Annotated in this window: 15 protein-coding genes; 7 read left to right on the forward strand and 8 right to left on the reverse strand. The window is 62.7% G+C overall.

What is annotated here, in order from left to right; all coding sequences use genetic code 11:
* Positions 1-22: 22 nt before the first annotated feature.
* The 6 genes from BN1969_RS14605 to BN1969_RS14630 all read right to left on the reverse strand — a co-directional run bounded on the left by BN1969_RS14605 (position 23) and on the right by BN1969_RS14630 (position 3,762).
* Positions 23-235, reverse strand: coding sequence for a hypothetical protein (locus BN1969_RS14605; RefSeq protein WP_050624978.1), 213 nt, complete (start codon positions 233-235; stop codon positions 23-25).
* A 44-nt stretch (positions 236-279) separates the two neighbouring features.
* A complete protein-coding gene (locus BN1969_RS14610) occupies positions 280-483 on the reverse strand; it encodes a hypothetical protein (protein ID WP_050624979.1) in 204 nt (67 codons plus the stop codon).
* Positions 480-1,043 carry a GNAT family N-acetyltransferase gene (locus tag BN1969_RS14615; protein ID WP_050624980.1) on the reverse strand — a complete coding sequence of 188 codons (564 nt, stop codon included), beginning with the start codon at positions 1,041-1,043 and terminating at the stop codon, positions 480-482. Before BN1969_RS14615 ends, BN1969_RS14610 begins: the two co-directional genes overlap by 4 nt.
* Before the next feature lie 15 nt (positions 1,044-1,058).
* On the reverse strand, positions 1,059-1,631 hold the full coding sequence (locus tag BN1969_RS14620; protein ID WP_050624981.1) for an indolepyruvate oxidoreductase subunit beta: 573 nt from the start codon (positions 1,629-1,631) through the stop codon (positions 1,059-1,061).
* A gap of 3 nt (positions 1,632-1,634) precedes the next feature.
* Positions 1,635-3,377 carry an indolepyruvate ferredoxin oxidoreductase subunit alpha gene (gene iorA / locus BN1969_RS14625; RefSeq protein ID WP_050624982.1) on the reverse strand — a complete coding sequence of 581 codons (1,743 nt, stop codon included), beginning with the start codon at positions 3,375-3,377 and terminating at the stop codon, positions 1,635-1,637.
* 61 nt (positions 3,378-3,438) lie between these two features.
* Entirely contained in the window at positions 3,439-3,762 is a 324-nt protein-coding gene (locus BN1969_RS14630) for a YerC/YecD family TrpR-related protein (RefSeq protein ID WP_050624983.1), read from the reverse strand.
* A 650-nt stretch (positions 3,763-4,412) separates the two neighbouring features.
* Between BN1969_RS14630 and BN1969_RS14635 the strand changes: the two genes are divergently transcribed.
* From BN1969_RS14635 to BN1969_RS14650, 4 genes are all read left to right on the forward strand, one after another.
* Positions 4,413-6,047 carry a class I adenylate-forming enzyme family protein gene (locus BN1969_RS14635; protein WP_050624984.1) on the forward strand — a complete coding sequence of 545 codons (1,635 nt, stop codon included), beginning with the start codon at positions 4,413-4,415 and terminating at the stop codon, positions 6,045-6,047.
* A 147-nt stretch (positions 6,048-6,194) separates the two neighbouring features.
* Positions 6,195-7,097, forward strand: a complete 903-nt coding sequence (locus tag BN1969_RS14640) for a bifunctional enoyl-CoA hydratase/phosphate acetyltransferase (protein WP_050624985.1) — start codon at positions 6,195-6,197, stop codon at positions 7,095-7,097.
* A 25-nt stretch (positions 7,098-7,122) separates the two neighbouring features.
* Positions 7,123-8,214: a butyrate kinase gene (buk, locus tag BN1969_RS14645; protein WP_050624986.1), complete on the forward strand. Its 1,092-nt coding sequence runs from the start codon at positions 7,123-7,125 to the stop codon at positions 8,212-8,214.
* A 310-nt stretch (positions 8,215-8,524) separates the two neighbouring features.
* Entirely contained in the window at positions 8,525-9,847 is a 1,323-nt protein-coding gene (locus BN1969_RS14650; protein WP_147577114.1) for an MATE family efflux transporter, read from the forward strand.
* An 83-nt stretch (positions 9,848-9,930) separates the two neighbouring features.
* On the opposite strand, the gene BN1969_RS14655 is transcribed toward BN1969_RS14650, so the two are convergent.
* Positions 9,931-10,320, reverse strand: coding sequence for a DUF4363 family protein (locus BN1969_RS14655; RefSeq protein WP_050624987.1), 390 nt, complete (start codon positions 10,318-10,320; stop codon positions 9,931-9,933).
* A 3-nt stretch (positions 10,321-10,323) separates the two neighbouring features.
* Positions 10,324-11,055, reverse strand: a complete 732-nt coding sequence (locus tag BN1969_RS14660) for a YetF domain-containing protein (RefSeq protein ID WP_242850353.1) — start codon at positions 11,053-11,055, stop codon at positions 10,324-10,326.
* A gap of 206 nt (positions 11,056-11,261) precedes the next feature.
* On the opposite strand from BN1969_RS14660, the gene BN1969_RS14665 reads away from it, so the two are divergent.
* The 3 genes from BN1969_RS14665 (at position 11,262) to BN1969_RS14675 (ending at position 16,574) form a co-directional block, all read left to right on the forward strand.
* A complete protein-coding gene (locus BN1969_RS14665) occupies positions 11,262-12,344 on the forward strand; it encodes a carbamoyl phosphate synthase small subunit (protein ID WP_050624988.1) in 1,083 nt (360 codons plus the stop codon).
* Positions 12,344-15,553, forward strand: a complete 3,210-nt coding sequence (carB, locus tag BN1969_RS14670; protein WP_050624989.1) for a carbamoyl-phosphate synthase large subunit — start codon at positions 12,344-12,346, stop codon at positions 15,551-15,553. Before BN1969_RS14665 ends, carB begins: the two co-directional genes overlap by 1 nt.
* A 124-nt stretch (positions 15,554-15,677) precedes the next feature.
* Entirely contained in the window at positions 15,678-16,574 is an 897-nt protein-coding gene (locus tag BN1969_RS14675) for a hypothetical protein (RefSeq protein ID WP_050624990.1), read from the forward strand.
* The last annotated feature ends 53 nt before the right edge of the window (positions 16,575-16,627 follow it).

Genomic DNA, 16,627 nt, shown 5'->3' on the forward strand with positions numbered 1-16,627 from the left:
GAGTCAAAGAAATTCTCGGCTTTTATTTAGGCGATGTCTGCTGCTTTTTCCGAAGCAGTTCCAGCACCGCGATCAGAGCAAAGGAAAACAGGGCGGCACACCCGCTCAACAGGAACATGGCCAGATTTTCCGGCGTGCTCGCATCAAAAAAAGCAATTCCGCACACCAGAGCCACATAGAGGGCAAATGCTCCCCAAAGCCCCAAAAGCCACTCTATGACAATGACAAATTTCATCCATGTCCCCCCCTCTGTCCTGATTTTTTATGGACCCCCTGCGATCATCCCAGCTCGTCCAGGCGGGCCATCACATGGGCCAGGCCGTGGGAGATCAGCCCCATGCCCAGCCACTCCGCCAGTCCGGTGCTTCCCGGCTGATAGATATTGTACGGCACAGCGGCCGCATACAGGGTCAAAGCCCCATGCAGGGCGGCTGCCAGCAGGCACACCCAGCCCCAGATCCGCAGCAGATACTTCCAGATCATCCCTGCGTCCCCCCTTCTGTCCGAAAAAGGGGCTCCGGCGGCCGGTCCGGGGGGGTGAGGCGCAGGCCGTACTGGGCCACGTCGTGCCACTCCCCCAGCTTGAATCCCATCCGAGGGTACAGCCCCTGCCGGGTAAAGCCGAAGTGGCGGTGCAGGGCCTCACTGCCCGGGTTGGGCAGTCCCAGCACCCCGTACAGGTTGACCAGCCCCATTTCCCGCAGCTTGGGGATGAGCGCCCCGTAGAGGGCGGTGCCGATCCCCAAGCCCTCCCGACCCCGGCGCACATAGACAGTGAGCTCCGCGTTCCACTGGTAGGCCTCCCGCTCCATGTGGCGGTGGGCGTAGGCATAGCCCAGGATCTCCCCCGCCCGGCAGCACACCAGATAGGGGTAGTGCCGGGAAAATTCCTCCATGCGGCGCCGGAACTCCTCCACCGTGGGCGGGACGCACTCAAAGGTCACCCAGCTCTCCTCCACATATGGGGCATAGATGGACAGCAGCTCCGCCGCGTCCTCCGGCTCTGCCCTGCGGATCTCCAAAGGGACGCGCTCCTCCGCCATCTCTCCGCCCTCCTTTCAGGCGTTCTTACCCAGCTGGAATGCCTTCTTGTTCAGCTCCAGGAACTTGGAAGGCACACAGACCTCCAGGGACTTCTGCCACGCCTCGTCGGGCAGATCGAAGTAGTGGGAGAGCCGGCCCATCAGCACGATGTTCACCGCCTTGGAGGAGCCTGCCTCCTCGGCCAGAGCCAAGCAGTCCAGGGCGTCCACCTTGGCGCCGGCCGCTTTCATCTTCTCCACCAGGTTTTCCGGGTACTGGGCCGCGCCGGTGATAACGGGCATGGGATCGATCTGCTGGGTGGAGGTGACGATCTGGCCGTCGGGCTTCAGATAGCTGAGCCAGCGGGCGGCCTCCAGCAGCTCGAAGGAGACGATGTAGTCAGCCTCCCCCTTGTCGATAACAGGGGAATTTACCCGATCGCCGTAGCGCACATAGGTGACCACGCTGCCGCCCCGCTGGGACATGCCGTGGACCTCGGACACCTTTACGTCATAGCCCTGCTCCATCAGCAGATGGCCCAGCAGCTTGCTGGCCAGCAGGGAGCCCTGTCCGCCCACGCCTACGATCATGATATTCTTGGTCTTCATGGCTCAGCCCTCCTTCTCGGTGCTCTGGAAGGCACCAAATGCGCACATCTGTTCACACACGCCGCAGCCCACGCACAGGGTGTTGTCCACATGGGCCTTGCCCTCCTTCATGGAGATAGCGGGGCAGCCGATGCGCATGCAGCTCTTGCAGCCCACGCACTTGTCCGTATCCACCGCCAGAGGGGCCTGGTGCTTTACATACTTCAGCAGGGCGCAGGGCCGGCGGCTGATGATGACGGAGGGCTCCCGGGCGGCCAGTTCCTCCTTCACCGCCTGGTCGGTGGCCTTCAGGTCATAGGGGTCCACCACCCGGACCCGTTCAAAGCCCATGGCCCGGCACAGCTGCTCCAAATCGATCTTTCCCGCCGGCTCCCCCTTGATGTTGTAGCCGGTAGTGGGGTTCTGCTGGTGGCCGGTCATGCCGGTGATGGAGTTGTCCAGGATGATGACCGTGGAGTTGGACTGGTTATAGGCGATGTTGGCCAGGCCGGTCATGCCGGAGTGCATGAAGGTGGAGTCTCCGATGACGGCCACCGTCTTCCCCTCGCTTTTCTCCCCCAATGCCTTGTTGAAGCCGTGGATGCCGCTGATGGAGGCGCCCATGCAGAGGGTCATCTCCATGGCGTTCAGAGGGGCCACCGCCCCCAGGGTGTAACAGCCGATGTCGCCCAGCACGGTACACTTGTTTTTTGCCAGGGTGTAGAACAGTCCGCGGTGAGGACAGCCGGCGCACATCACCGGCGGGCGGGGCGGGATGGCGTCCTCCAGGGCGGTGCCGGTATGTACCGCGCCGCCCAGCTTGGCGGCCACCAGGTTCTGGGAGAACTCCCCCTCCAGGGGCAGGGCCTCCTTGCCGGAAACGGTCAGGCCCAGCTGACGGCAGTAGTTTTCGATGATGGGGTCCAGCTCCTCCACCACCACCAGTCGGTCCACCTTGGCGGCGAAGTCCCGGATCAGTCCCTCGGGCATAGGGTGGACCATCCCCAGCTTGAGGACAGAGGCTTCCTCCCCAAAGACCTCCTTCACATACTGGTAGGAGGTGCTGGAGGTGATGATGCCCAGCTTGGTGTCCCCCATCTCAACCCGGTTCAGATCGCAGGTCTCGGCGTACTGGGCCAGGCGGCGCATCCGGTCCTCCACCACCGGGTGGCGGCGGATGGCATTGCCCGGCATCATTACATACTTGGCGATGTTCTTCTCATAGGGACGCTCCGGCCCCTCGGTCCGGGGGCTGGTCTCCACGATGGACTGGGAGTGGGCCACCCGGGTGCACATCTTCAGGATCACCGGAGTGTCGAACTCCTCGGAGATCTCATAGGCCCGCCTGGTGAAGGCCAGGGCCTCGGCGGAGTCGGCGGGTTCCAGCATGGGCAGCTTGGCGGCGATGGCGTAGTGCCGGGAGTCCTGCTCGTTCTGGGAGGAGTGCATCCCCGGGTCGTCGGCCACCGCGATGACCATGCCCGCATTGACACCGGTATAGGCCACGGTGAACAGCGGGTCAGCGGCCACGTTGAGGCCCACGTGCTTCATGGCACAGAAGGACCGCTTTCCTGCCAGACTGGCGCCGAAAGCCACCTCCATGGCTACCTTCTCATTGGGGGCCCACTCACAGTAAATATCGTCGAATTTGGCGGCTTCCTCGGTGATCTCGGTGCTGGGGGTGCCGGGGTAGCTGGAGATCACGCAGCAGCCCGCCTCGTAAAGTCCCCGGGCAACGGCGGCGTTGCCCAACATCAGTTGTTTCATGAATCTGTTCCCTGCTTTCTGTATTGTTCTTCCCCGCAAAGCCGGACGGCTTCCCGCACCGTCACGGCTCAGGATCTGCTTTGGGCTCTCCCAGGCCCTCCCGGATAATGACGTCCTGCATCACACCGCCGGCGCCGTTGTCCAGCATGGCCCGGCGGACCCGGCTGATGGTGGCACTGCTGGCCCCCGTTTTCTCCAGGATGTCCAGGTAGACCAACCCCTGCTGGAGGTAGACCGCCACGTCGAACCGCTGCTCCAGGGAGCGCAGCTCGGTGGGGGTGCACAGGTCGTCAAAAAAACGGCAGCACTCGTCCAGGTCCTTCAGCTTCAGGATTGTCTCATACAGGGCCATGCTGCGGCCCCTCTGATGTTCCGCTTTGGGCATAGTGTCACTCCTTTTTCGCGCCGCGGGCAAAGGGACGCCCGTGGTTCAATGGTTTAAAGTGATTTTAGCACATCAAAGCGTGAAGGTAAAGAGAAAACCGCCCTGGCGGGGACCGTTTTTTGAAAAAGGGTACAAAAAAACCTCTGGCGACTGCCGCCAGAGGACGGGGCGTGCCCCGTGGTACCACCTCTTTTTACCGCCCCCTCGCGAGTGCGGCCTCAATGGGTATCCAGCAATACCCAGCCTCTGTAACGGGAGGACCCGGTTCCGCTCTACTTGCCCCCGGAGGGAGCGTTCCTCGGACGGCTCGGGAGAGGAAATTTCAAGCTGCGGAACCAGGCCCCTCGCACCTACCGGGAACTCTCTGACTGGCTCTCTCCGCGCTCTATGCTGTCTCCGTCTGCGCCTTTGTTGGTTTGCATTATACACCTCTCTTCCCATTTGTCAAGCGGGATTTTCTGTGTCTCCAGGCAGGGGTCCCCTCCTTCGCTCCAAAGACGCTGCCTCTGAAAGATCCCGCCAGCAGGAGGCGTTTGGGAAAGAAAGGACCTTTCCTCTTGACATTCGGGAAAAAATTCGCTATGATACTTTAACGAGTAAAATCAATGAAGTCAGGCGGCACCGCCGCCTTTTGGAAAGGACCGAGGCAAATGCCCATTACCGACCTGCTGGAGCGCAATCACAAGCTCTACGGCGGCGAGACCGCCCTGGTGGAGATCAACCCGGAGATCCAGGAAAAGCACCGGGTCACGTGGAAGGAATATGAGCTCATCGAGCCCGCATCCACCGTCCCCTACCGCCGGGAGATCACCTGGGGCGTCTTCGACGAGAAGGCCAACCGGGTGGCCAACATGCTCCTCTCCCGCGGGGTGAAGAAGGGGGACAAGGTGGCTATCCTGCTGATGAACTGCCTGGAGTGGCTGCCCATCTATTTCGGCATTCTGAAGGCCGGAGCCATCGCCGTCCCTCTGAACTTCCGCTACACCGCCCAGGAGATCGAGTACTGCGTCCAGCTGGCCGACGTGGATGTGCTCCTCTTCGGCCCGGAGTTCATCGGCCGGGTGGAGGACGTGGCGCCCTCCCTGTCCCGGGGCCGCCTGCTCTTCTTTGTGGGAGAGAACTGCCCCTCCTTTGCCGAGGACTACCACACCGCCACCGCCAACTGCTCCAGTGAGCCCCCTAAGGTGCTCATCCAGGATGAGGATGACGCGGCCATCTACTACTCCTCCGGCACCACCGGCTTCCCCAAGGCCATCCTCCTCAAGCACCAGGCCCTGCTCCAGTCCGCCCGGATGGAGGCCGTCCACCACGAGACCTGTCACGAGGACGTATTCCTCTGCATCCCGCCCCTGTACCACACCGGCGCCAAGATGCACTGGTTCGGCTCCCTGTTCACCGGCAGCCGGGCCGTCCTGCTCAAGGGCAACTCCCCCAAGGCCATCTTCGATGCCGTCTCCAACGAGGGCTGCACCATCGTCTGGCTGCTGGTGCCCTGGTGCCAGGACATTTTGGCCTCCCTGGACCGTGGTGAGCTGAAGCTGGAGGACTACCGCCTGTCCCAGTGGCGGCTGATGCACATCGGCGCCCAGCCGGTGCCCCCCTCCCTCATCAAGCACTGGATGAGCTATTTCCCCCATCACCAGTACGACACCAACTACGGCCTGTCCGAGTCCACCGGACCGGGCTGCGTCCACCTGGGCCTGGGCAATCTCCATAAGGTGGGGGCCATCGGCGTCCCCGGCTGCGGCTGGAAGGTGAAGATCACCGATGAGAACGACCAGCCCGTCCCCTTCGGCCAGGTGGGGGAGCTGTGTGTGAAGGGCCCCGGCGTCATGGTGTGCTACTACCACAATCCGGAGGCCACCGCCGAGGTGCTCAAGGACGGCTGGCTCCACACCGGCGACATGGCCAAGCAGGATGAGGACGGCTTCTACTTCTTAGTGGACCGGAAAAAGGACGTCATCATCTCCGGCGGCGAGAACCTGTACCCGGTGCAGATCGAGGACTTCCTGGCCGCCTACCCCAAGGTCCACGATGTGGCCGTCATCGGCCTGCCCGACAAGCGGTTGGGGGAGATCGCCACCGCCATCATCCAGATCAAAGAGGGCATGACCTGCACAGAGAGCGAGATCAACCAGTTCTGCACTGACCTGCCCCGGTACAAGCGCCCCCGGAAGATCATCTTCGCCCCCGTCCCCCGTAACGCCACCGGCAAGATTGAAAAGCCCAAGCTGCGGGAGCAGTATTGCGGCGTCCGCCTGGTGGAGGCCCAGAACCGAGGATGAACTGACCGCCTGATCCACCGCCCGCCTCCCCGATGGGGGGCGGGCGGTCTTTGTTTCCCCCTATCCTCCGCCCAGGCCTCCCAGAGAAAAATGATGTACATTTTTCCTCTTCCGTGGTAAACTATCCAAAAAAGGAGGGTTTTTTCCATGCTTTCATCCTTTGCCCAGCTCCGGCAGCAGCTCCATCAGTCCGGTCCCCGGTCCGCCGTGGTGGCCGCCGCCCAGGATGAGCACACCCTCCAGGCCGTACTGGCCGCCCGGCGGGACGGCCTGATCCACCCCATCCTGGTGGGGCCCCCGGACCAGCTCCGCCCCCTGCTGGACCGTCTGGGCGCTTCGGTCCCGGAGGAGGACCTGGTCCCCGCCGGAACAGAGGCGGAGTGCGCCGCCCGGGCCGTGGCCCTGGTCCGCCAGGGGCGGGGCAGTCTGCTCATCAAGGGCCGTCTGTCCACGGGTGCCCTGCTGGGGGCTGTAGTAGACCGTGCCAACGGCATCCGCGGGGAGGGGCTGCTCTCCCATGTGGCCATTCTGGAGGTCCCCGCCTACCACAAGCTGCTCTACATCACCGACGGCGGGCTGGTCATCGCTCCCGGCCTGGAGGAGAAGCGGGCCATCCTCCGCAACGCCCTGTCACTGTGCCGCTTTCTGGGGTATGAGAGGCCCAAGGCGGCGGCGCTGTGTGCTGCGGAGACGGTGAGTCCCCGCATGCCCGAGACCGGAGACGCCGCCGCCCTCCGGGAGGAGGGGGAGCGGGGAGACTTCGGCCCCTGCCTAGTGGAGGGCCCCATCTCTCTGGATCTGGCCACCAGTGCTGAGGCGGCCCGCCTCAAGGGCTACTGCAGCCCGGTGGCGGGGGACGCGGACATCCTTCTCGTCCCCTCCATCGCCGCCGGCAATCTGCTGGGCAAGGCCCTCTATGGGCTGGCCGGCGGGAAGATGGCCGGTGTGGTGCTGGGCGCCTCGGTGCCCATCGCCCTCAACTCCCGGGGGGCTTCCTGGGAGGAGAAATATAACTCCATCCTCATCTGCGCCGCCATGTCCCGGCGGTGATCCTGCCAAAAAGGAGGCGTTTCTCATGCCGGAACGGCTGCTTATCCTGAACCCCGGCTCCACCAGCACCAAGGCGGCGGTGTATGACGGCACCCGGCCTCTCTTTTCCCGGAGCATCCCCCACTCCAATCAGGACCTTGCCCCCTTCCCCACCCTCAACGACCAGCTGGACTACCGGGTGGCCCTGGTCCGGGGCCTGCTGGCCCAGGAGCGGGTGGACCTGTCCACCCTCACCGCCGTGGTGGGCCGAGGCGGCATCCTGCCCAACATCGTGGCCGGGGGCTACCAGGTGAACGACGCCCTGGTGGACTGCCTGCTCCACTATCCGGTCTTTGAGCACGCCTCAAACCTGGGAGGCGTGATGGCCCTGGCCTTCGCCCGGCCCCTGGGCATCCCCGCCTACATCTATGACGCCGTCACCAGCGACGAGCTGCTGCCCGAGGCCCGGATCACCGGCTTCAAGGGGGTCACCCGCACCAGCTTCTGCCATGTGCTCAACGCCCGGGCCACCGCCCACAAGTACGCCGAGAGCCGGGGGCTGGCCTATAAGGACATGAATCTGGTGGTGGCCCATCTGGGGGGCGGCATCAGTATCAGTGCCCACAGCCACGGTCGAATCATCGACTCGGTATCCGATGACGCCGGCCCCTTCTCCCCTGACCGCTCGGGAAGCACCAACACCCTCTATGTGGTGGACCTGTGCTACTCCGGCAAATACACCAAGGCGGAGATGCTGAAAAAGCTGCGGGGCGAGGGGGGCATGTCCGCCCTGCTGGGCACCCACGACTGCCGGGAGATCGAGAGGCGCATCCAGGCGGGAGACGAGCGGGCCGCCCTGGTGTACAAGGCCCAGGCCCTCCAGATCGCCAAGGGGGTTGGCACCCTGCTGGGCTGCTTCACCGAACTGATCGACGCAGTGATCCTCACCGGCGGGCTGGCCTATTCCAAGATGCTCACCGACATGGTCATCGGCTACCTCCACAACCTGGCCCGGGTGGTGGTCATCCCGGGGGAAAATGAGATGGAGGCCCTGGCCCTGGGCGGCCTGCGCCTGCTGCGGGGGGAGGAGCCGGTGCACACCTTCGCCCCCGCCTGCGATTTGTCTGTTATCCCGTAGGCAGCCCTGTTTTCTTTCTCCGGCCCGCCCTGCCCAGATGGGCAGACCGCCCCATCCCCCCGCGCCTGACTCCTCCGGCGGGATCGGTCCAGACCAAACCCGCCAGCTCCCTTCCCCTCCTGGAAGGGCCTTGACATTCCCGCCCTCTTCTGGTATCTTAAGAGTACAAATTGGATAGACGGTCCACCGCCGGGTGGGCCCCATGCGTTGTTTTCCTGTATCGTTAGGCCTTTGTAAGATACGGGATCACAACGCTTTTTCTTTGCCCTGGCGCGGCCGGGGCTGGACCTTACTGAAAGAGGTGCAGAATATGTCACAGTCCACTCCTCTGCGGGAGTTTGTCCGCTACTCCGCCCTCAGCTCCTGCGGCATGATCGCGGTGTCCTGCTACATCCTGGCCGACACTTTCTTCGTGGCCCAGGGCCTGGGCACTGCCGGGCTGGCCGCCCTGAATCTGGCCATCCCCATCTACAACTTCATCCACGGCACCGGCCTGATGCTGGGGATGGGCGGGGCCACCAAATACTCCATTCATCAGAGCCGGGGGGACCCCGGCGGCGCTTCCAGGATGTTCACCGGCATGCTTCTTCTGTCCGTCCTCTTCTCCATCCCCTTCCTCCTGCTGGGCCTGTTCTGCTCCCATGGGATCACCGTCCTCCTGGGGGCCGACCAAGCTGTGTTTGAGATGACCCGGACCTATCTCCAGGTGCTGCTCCTCTTCGCCCCCGCCACCCTCGTCAACGACGTGCTGCTCTGCTTCGTCCGCAACGACGGGGACCCCCGGCTGTCGATGCTGGCCACTGCAGCAGGCAGCCTGGCCAACATCGTGCTGGACTACATCTTTATTTTCCCCATGGGGATGGGCATCTTCGGTGCGGTGCTGGCCACCGGGATGTCCCCCGTGCTGGGCATCCTCATCCTGCTTCCTCACTGTATCCGCAAAAAGGGAGATCTGCGCCTGGTCCCCGGCCCTCTCTCCCCCGGCCCCACAGCCTCTGCCCTCTCCCTGGGCCTGCCCTCCCTGCTGGCCCAGCTGTCCTCCGCCGTGGTCATGATCGCCTTCAACAGCATCATCCTGGGTCTGGAGGGCAACACGGGAGTGGCGGCCTACGGCGTCATCGCCAACATCTCCCTGGTGGTCACCGCCGTGTACACCGGCATCTCTCAGGGCATCCAGCCTCTGGTGAGCACCGCCCACGGCCAGGACCGTCCCGGTCTGATCCGCCAGTACCTGCGCTATGCCCTGATCACCCTCCTGGTCCTGTCCGCCGCCCTCTACCTCCTGCTGTTCCTCTTTGCCGGACCGGTGGCCCTAATCTTCAACAGTGAGGGGGACCCCCGGCTCCAGCAGATCGCCGAAGAGGGCCTGCGGCTCTATTTCACCGGCGCGCTCTTTGCCGGGTTCAACATCATCCTGTCAATGTATTTCACCTCGGTGGAGCGGGCCCTGCCTGCCCATATCACCTCCCTGCTGCGGGGTTTCCTCCTGATCCTCCCCATGGCCTTCCTGCTGGCCGCCTGCTGGGGCATGACGGGCGTCTGGCTGGCCTTTCCCCTCACCGAAGCCGTCACCGCGGCCCTGGGCGCTGGATTTTACGCCCTCTATGCCCGCAGGGGCAGGGCACGGTCGTAAAAATCGTGAGAAGCGCCCCCTTGTCTTCACGTCATGCAAAGGACCGGCCCGGACATGGATGCCATGTCCGGGCCGGTCCTCTCTTACAGCACATTTTCCAGAGAGGGGTCCTCCATCTCCGCCAGCAGCTCCAGCTGGGCGATGAGCTGGGCGTTGGCGGCTGCGTACTGGTCCATCTCTTCCAGCTTCAGGTACTCTTCCACCGAGCGGAACAGGAGCAGCACCTGGTCCGTGTCGCTGTGTCGCAGCAGGGCATGGAGCCAGAAGCTCCTCTCCTGCCAGTTCCGGTACACCCCTCCCGTCACCTGGGCAGCCCGCTCCCAGTCGCCCCTCTCACTCATGGCCTGGGCCTGCTCCAGCCGGGAAACATAATCTGCAGTCAGTCCGTCCACCCACCAGCCGGTACCCAGGGCGGCGGCCAGCAGAGCGGCCAGGATGCCCACCGCCGCCCAAAGGCGCTTCATCTCTCCCATTCCCTACTTTCCCTCCCTGGGGACGAAATACACGCCCCCGGCCTCGTCCACTGTCAGCAGGAACACGTCCCGGAAGTCGGGATACCCGTGCTCCGCCAGCTGCTTGTCCAGCCAGGACAGGTCCAGCCCCCGCCGCTTCAGGTTGTCCTGCAAAATGCGCCCGTCGCTGATGATGACCACAGGCAGCCCGGTCTCCCGGCTCTCCAGCCCCAGCTGCCGGGCGGTGGCCGGCCTCTGCTCGGCGTAGGGCAGGACGGACAGCCGGCCGTTGGTCTCCAGGATGCCGTATTTCACCCCAGCCAGATCGGTGTAGCCCTGCCCCCGCAGCTCCTCCAGAAGCTCATCCACCGTCAGCCGGTTGCGGCGCATCTCCCCCTGGTCCACTTTTCCGTCCCGAACCACGATGCTGGGCCGGCCGCACATCAGGGTGCGGAAGCGGATGCTCTTCATGGTCAGCACCGAGAGGATCATGGTCAGGGACAGCAGGGCCAGGATGGGCACCACCCCGGCATGGAGGGGGATGCCCAGGTCCTGCATGGGCACCGAGGCCAGGTCCGCGATGAGCAGGGAGAGCACCAGCTCCGAGGGCTCCAGCTCCCCCACCTGGCGCTTGCCCATCAGCCGCACCCCGGCGATGATGAGGATGTATAGGATCACGGTACGGATCAGCGCGGTGAACATGGCTTCCTCCTGTCCGCCCCCGGCCCGCCGGGCGCTTCGTTCCATCCCTCTCATTCTTGCCCTTCTCCGGCCCTATTATTCTTTAATTCTTCGGTGCGTTTTCTCCAAAAGCCGCCGGTGTTTTTTTTCGAAAAAAGGAGAAACGACATCTTGCATTGCGGGTCGTTTTCCGATAAAATATTAAGAAGCAAACTGGAGGGTCATGCCCTCCTGAAGCAATGCGTATGAGAACCTGGAACGGAAGGCGTGTGAGAGAATTGATGAAAGCGACTTTGATCCTGGCCAACGGAAGCGTTTTTTCCGGGACCAGCATCGGCGGCACCTCCGACCGGATCTGTGAGATGGTGTTCAACACCTCCATGACCGGCTATCAGGAGATCCTGACCGACCCCTCCTATGCTGGACAGGGCGTGGTGATGTCCTATCCCCTCATTGGCAATTACGGCGTCAACCACGAGGACAACGAGTCCCGCCGCCCTTGGGTGGAGGCCCTTGTTGTCCGCCATCTGTCTCCCCAGGGGAGTAATTTCCGCTGTGAGGACACACTGGACAGCTATCTGAAACAATACGACATTACCGGCATCCAGGGCGTGGATACCCGGGCACTGACGAAAATACTCCGCAGTCAGGGGAGCATGAACGGTATGCTCACCTGTGCGGAGCATTTTAATGTGGCCGAGGTCATGGAGCGGCTGCGCTCCTATGAGGTGAAAGACACCATCCGCAGGGTGACCCGGACCGAGCCCGAGGTGTTTGACGCCTATGGCGAGGAAAAGCACCTGGTGGCCGTGATGGACTACGGCGTGAAGCAGAATATCATCGAGTGCCTGCGCCGCCGCGGCTGTAAGGTCGTGGCCCTGCCCGCCTACACCCCCGCCAGCGAGGTGCTCTCCAGCGGCTTTGACGGCGTGATGCTTTCCAACGGCCCCGGTGATCCCGCTGAGAACACTGAGATCATCGCTGAGCTGCGCAAGCTCTATGACAGCACCATCCCCATCTTCGGCGTGTGCATGGGCCACCAGCTTCTGGCCCTGGCCACCGGCGCCAAGACAGGCCGGCTGGCCTATGGCCACCGGGGCGGCAACCACCCCGTCCGTGACCTGGAGAAGGAACGTGTGTTCATCACCAGCCAGAACCACGGCTATATGGTCCTCTCTGACACGGTGGACCCTGCCGTGGCCGAGGTATCCCACATCAACGTCAACGACGGCACCTGCGAGGGACTGAAGTACAAGCGCCCCAACTGCTTTACCACTCAGTTCCATCCCGAGGCCAACGCCGGCCCCAAGGATACGGAATACCTCTTCAACCGCTTTATCGACTCCATGGGAGGTGCCAAGTAATGCCGAAGTACACCGATATCAAGAAGGTCCTGGTGCTGGGCTCCGGCCCCATCGTCATCGGCCAGGCCGCCGAATTCGACTATGCCGGCACCCAGGCCTGCCGCGCGCTGAAGGAGGAGGGCCTGGAGGTCGTCCTGATCAACTCCAACCCCGCCACCATTATGACGGACAAGGACATCGCCGACCACGTTTATATCGAGCCCATGAACCTGCCCTCCATCACTCAGATCATTGAGAAGGAGCGTCCTGACGCCCTTCTGCCTAACATGGGCGGCCAGACCGGCCTGAATCTGGCCATGGCGCTGTATGAGAACGGCACCCTGGAGAAGTACGGCGTGCGCCTGCTGGGCACCAGCCCCGCCTCCATCCACAAGGCGGAGGACCGCCAGGGCTTCAAGGACTGCATGGAGTCCATCGGCCAGCCCTGCGTCACCTCCAAGGTGGTCAACACCGTGGAGGATGCCGTCTCCTTCACCAACGAGATCGGCTACCCTGTGATCGTCCGCCCCGCCTATACCCTGGGCGGCACCGGCGGCGGCATCGCCTACGACGAGGTCTCCCTGCGGGAGATCTGCGACCGCGGCCTGAACCTGTCCCGGGTCCACGAGGTGCTCATCGAGCGGTGCATCGCCGGCTGGAAGGAGATCGAGTTCGAGGTCATGCGGGACTCCGCCGGCAACGTCATCACCATCTGCTCCATGGAGAACATCGATCCCGTGGGCGTCCACACCGGCGACTCCATCGTGGTGGCCCCCACCCAGACCCTGGCCAACCGGGAGTTCCAGATGCTCCGCTCCGCCGCCCTGGACATCATCTCCGCCCTGGAGATCGAGGGCGGCTGCAACGTGCAGTTCGCCCTGAACCCGGACTCCTTCGAGTATGCAGTCATCGAGGTCAATCCCCGTGTGTCCCGCTCTTCTGCCCTGGCCTCCAAGGCCACTGGCTACCCCATCGCCAAGGTGGCCGCCAAGGTGGCCCTGGGCTACACCCTGGACGAGATCCCCAACGCGGTGACCGGCAAGACCACCGCCTGTTTCGAGCCCACCATCGACTACTGCGTGCTGAAGATCCCCCGCCTGCCCTTTGACAAGTTCACCACCGCCAGCCGTACCCTGGGCACTCAGATGAAGGCCACCGGCGAGGTCATGGCCATCGCCAACTCCTTCGAGGGCGCGCTGATGAAGGCCATCCGCTCCCTGGAGCTGAACGTGCGGGCCCTGAAGCTGGACAAGCTGGAGGGCCTGTACACCGACGAGATCGAGGACCTGCTGGTCCAGGTCACCGACGAGCGTCTCTTTGTGGTGGCCGAGGCCCTGCGCCGCGGCTTCTCCCCCCAGAAGATCAACCACATCACCAAGATGGACATCTGGTTCCTGGACGGCTTCCAGCGGATCATCGACATGGAGAACGAGCTGTCCCGCTGTAAGGGTGAGCCCGATATGGACACCCTGAAGCGGGCCAAGGAGATGTGCTTCGCCGACAGCTATATCGGCACCTTGTGCGGCATGACCCAGGCCCAGGTGAAGGCCCTGCGGGAGCGGTACGGCATCATCCCCTCCTTCAAGATGGTGGACACCTGCGCCGCCGAGTTTGACGCCGAGACCCCCTATTACTACTCCACCTATGACGGAGAGAACGAGGCGGTGGACAACGGCTCCGGCAAGAAGAAGGTGCTGGTTCTGGGCTCCGGCCCCATCCGCATCGGCCAGGGCATCGAATTCGACTACTGCTCTGTCCACTCTGTGTGGGCCTTCCGCCGCATGGGCTATGAGACCATCATCATCAACAACAACCCCGAGACCGTCTCCACTGACTTCGATGTGGCGGACAAGCTGTACTTCGAGCCGCTGACCGCCGAGGATGTGCAGAACATCGTGGAGCTGGAGAAGCCCTGGGGCGCCGTGGTCCAGTTCGGCGGACAGACCGCCATCAAGCTGGCCAAGGCGCTGACTGAGATGGGGGTGCAGATCCTGGGCACCTCTGCCGACGGCGTGGACGCCGCCGAGGACCGGGAGCGTTTTGACGAGATTTTGGAGAAGTGCGCCATCCCCCGGGCCAAGGGCCGCACCGTCTTTACCACCCAGGAGGCCCTTCAGGCGGCCAATGAGCTGGGCTACCCCGTGCTGGTCCGGCCCTCCTACGTACTGGGCGGGCAGGGTATGGAGATCGCCTACTCCGACCGGAACATCGAGGAGTTCATGCGGATCATCAACCTGACCGTTCAGGAGCATCCCATCCTCATCGACAAGTACCTTATGGGCCGGGAGCTGGAGGTGGACGGCGTGTTCGATGGGGAGGACATCCTCATCCCCGGCATCATGGAGCATGTGGAGCGGGCCGGCGTCCACTCCGGCGACTCCATCGCGGTCTATCCCCCCCTCCACCTGGAGAACAAGCATCGGGAGCTGATCCTGAAGCACACCAAGAACATGGCCAAGCACTTGGGCGTCATTGGACTGATCAACGCCCAGTACATCCTCTATAACGACGACATCTATGTTATCGAGGTCAATCCCCGCTCCTCCCGCACCATCCCCTATATCTCCAAGGTCACCGGCGTGCCCATCATCGATCTGGCCACTAAAGTGATGCTGGGCCAGAAGCTGAAGGACCTGGAGTACGGCACCGGCATCTACAGGGAAGCCGACTACTACGCCGTCAAAGCCCCGGTTTTCTCCTTCGAAAAGCTCACTGATGTAGACACTGGCCTGGGCCCGGAGATGAAGTCCACCGGCGAGGTGCTGGGACTGGCCGAGACCTTCCCTCAGGCCCTGCTGAAGGCCTTCAAGGGGGCCGGTCTGAAGGCGCCCAAGCGTGGCGGCCGTATCATCATCACTGTCAAGGACGAGGACAAACAGGAGATCGTGGGCATCGCCCGGGGCTTTGAAGAGATGGGCATCGAGCTCTTTGCCACCTCCGGCACCTGCGACGTGCTCCAGGAGGCGGGCATCGAGTGCAAGCGGGTCAACCGCGTCTCTCAGGCCCACCCCAACATTCTGGATATGATCGCCTCCGGCACCGTGGACCTGATCATCAACACTCCCACCAAGGGCCGCAAGCACGACACCGACGGCTTCCGCATCCGCCGCTCTGCGGTGGAGCACTCCGTGGGCTGCATCACCGCCATCGACACCGCCCGGGCCATCCTCACTGTCCGTCAGCAGAGCCGCAGCGAGGATCTTACCCCCATCGACATCACGCAGATCTGACCATCATCTCCCCGGGCCCGTTTGGGCCCGGGGAGATGCCCTGACGGACCTCCCCGCCTCCTATGGAACTTTTTTGTTTTTGGATCGTCTCATAAGGCAGAACACAAAAACGGAGGTGCCTGCCATGAAGTTCTTTCAGTCTGCGCGCCGGTTTCGTTCCGCAATCGTCTTGCTCCTGCTGGCCAGTCTTCTGATTTGGAGGCATTTTTTCGCGCTTCCCTTTATTTGGCCCGGCCAGAGTGTCACTCTTACTGCCTACAACGGTGAAACGACCCAGCAGAAATTGATCTATACATGGCAGGACATGCTGAAATTTCATTTTACACTCTTGACAGCCGGGGCTCGGCCCGCTCAGCTTCAGCAGCATGCTGATGCTTCCCAGCCCGTGTATGGTCTCTCTGTCGCTGGTGTCCGCAAAGACTTTGATGCCGTTGTATGGGACGGTCTCTGGATCGATAACAGCGGCCGGGTCCTCTCCACTGATTTGGACCTTTCCTCTCTTTGGGAGCAGCTTTCTGTTGACACCCATACCAGGGAGGGCATGTCCTCTCTCCCCTGCCTTCGTGAGCTTGCCCTTCTGTCAGGTCAGTGGGACTGCCGGTTTTTGCCGGAGGGTTCCCTGGGGACGCCCAGAGCAGACGTCCCCATGATTCTCTCTTCCCCTGCAGGCCATACCCTGGAATGGAGCGTCTCCAATCAAAGCAATGACGCCCTTTTACACGGGAATTCCGGCAGCGCGGGTCTAGAAGTCCTTTTGGATGGTCTGTGGTATGGCGTTCCGTGGAAAACAGATTTGAACTACGGTGTCACCGCAGAGTCCTACACTTTAGAACCGGGCGGCCGGACCTCCATATCCCAGCTGCCCCAGCATTACGGAGACGGCTTTCCGGATGGCTGTTACCGCATCGTATTTCATTACCACATCTATGACCATAAAACCGATACATATCAGGATGCCGGATTTTCTGCGGCAGAATTTCAGATACAGGACAGCCTGTTTTTCTGTCCGGATATATCATAGGTCTGTCTGCTGAAAACAAAAAACCCACACCAAAGTGGTGTGGTTCCTTGCAG

Origin of the sequence: Clostridium phoceensis (assembly GCF_001244495.1) — a bacterium.
Classification (GTDB): domain Bacteria; phylum Bacillota; class Clostridia; order Oscillospirales; family Oscillospiraceae; genus Lawsonibacter; species Lawsonibacter asaccharolyticus.

Excerpts from the sequence above, each read along its gene's own strand:
- BN1969_RS14605 (WP_050624978.1), bottom strand. The coding sequence starts at position 235 with ATGAAATTTGTCATTGTCATAGAGTGGCTTTTGGGGCTTTGGGGAGCA.
- BN1969_RS14610 (WP_050624979.1), bottom strand. The coding sequence starts at position 483 with ATGATCTGGAAGTATCTGCTGCGGATCTGGGGCTGGGTGTGCCTGCTG.
- BN1969_RS14615 (WP_050624980.1), bottom strand. The coding sequence starts at position 1,043 with ATGGCGGAGGAGCGCGTCCCTTTGGAGATCCGCAGGGCAGAGCCGGAG.
- BN1969_RS14620 (WP_050624981.1), bottom strand. The coding sequence starts at position 1,631 with ATGAAGACCAAGAATATCATGATCGTAGGCGTGGGCGGACAGGGCTCC.
- iorA (WP_050624982.1), bottom strand. The coding sequence starts at position 3,377 with ATGAAACAACTGATGTTGGGCAACGCCGCCGTTGCCCGGGGACTTTAC.
- BN1969_RS14630 (WP_050624983.1), bottom strand. The coding sequence starts at position 3,762 with ATGCCCAAAGCGGAACATCAGAGGGGCCGCAGCATGGCCCTGTATGAG.
- BN1969_RS14635 (WP_050624984.1), top strand. The coding sequence starts at position 4,413 with ATGCCCATTACCGACCTGCTGGAGCGCAATCACAAGCTCTACGGCGGC.
- BN1969_RS14640 (WP_050624985.1), top strand. The coding sequence starts at position 6,195 with ATGCTTTCATCCTTTGCCCAGCTCCGGCAGCAGCTCCATCAGTCCGGT.
- buk (WP_050624986.1), top strand. The coding sequence starts at position 7,123 with ATGCCGGAACGGCTGCTTATCCTGAACCCCGGCTCCACCAGCACCAAG.
- BN1969_RS14650 (WP_147577114.1), top strand. The coding sequence starts at position 8,525 with ATGTCACAGTCCACTCCTCTGCGGGAGTTTGTCCGCTACTCCGCCCTC.
- BN1969_RS14655 (WP_050624987.1), bottom strand. The coding sequence starts at position 10,320 with ATGGGAGAGATGAAGCGCCTTTGGGCGGCGGTGGGCATCCTGGCCGCT.
- BN1969_RS14660 (WP_242850353.1), bottom strand. The coding sequence starts at position 11,055 with ATGAGAGGGATGGAACGAAGCGCCCGGCGGGCCGGGGGCGGACAGGAG.
- BN1969_RS14665 (WP_050624988.1), top strand. The coding sequence starts at position 11,262 with ATGAAAGCGACTTTGATCCTGGCCAACGGAAGCGTTTTTTCCGGGACC.
- carB (WP_050624989.1), top strand. The coding sequence starts at position 12,344 with ATGCCGAAGTACACCGATATCAAGAAGGTCCTGGTGCTGGGCTCCGGC.
- BN1969_RS14675 (WP_050624990.1), top strand. The coding sequence starts at position 15,678 with ATGAAGTTCTTTCAGTCTGCGCGCCGGTTTCGTTCCGCAATCGTCTTG.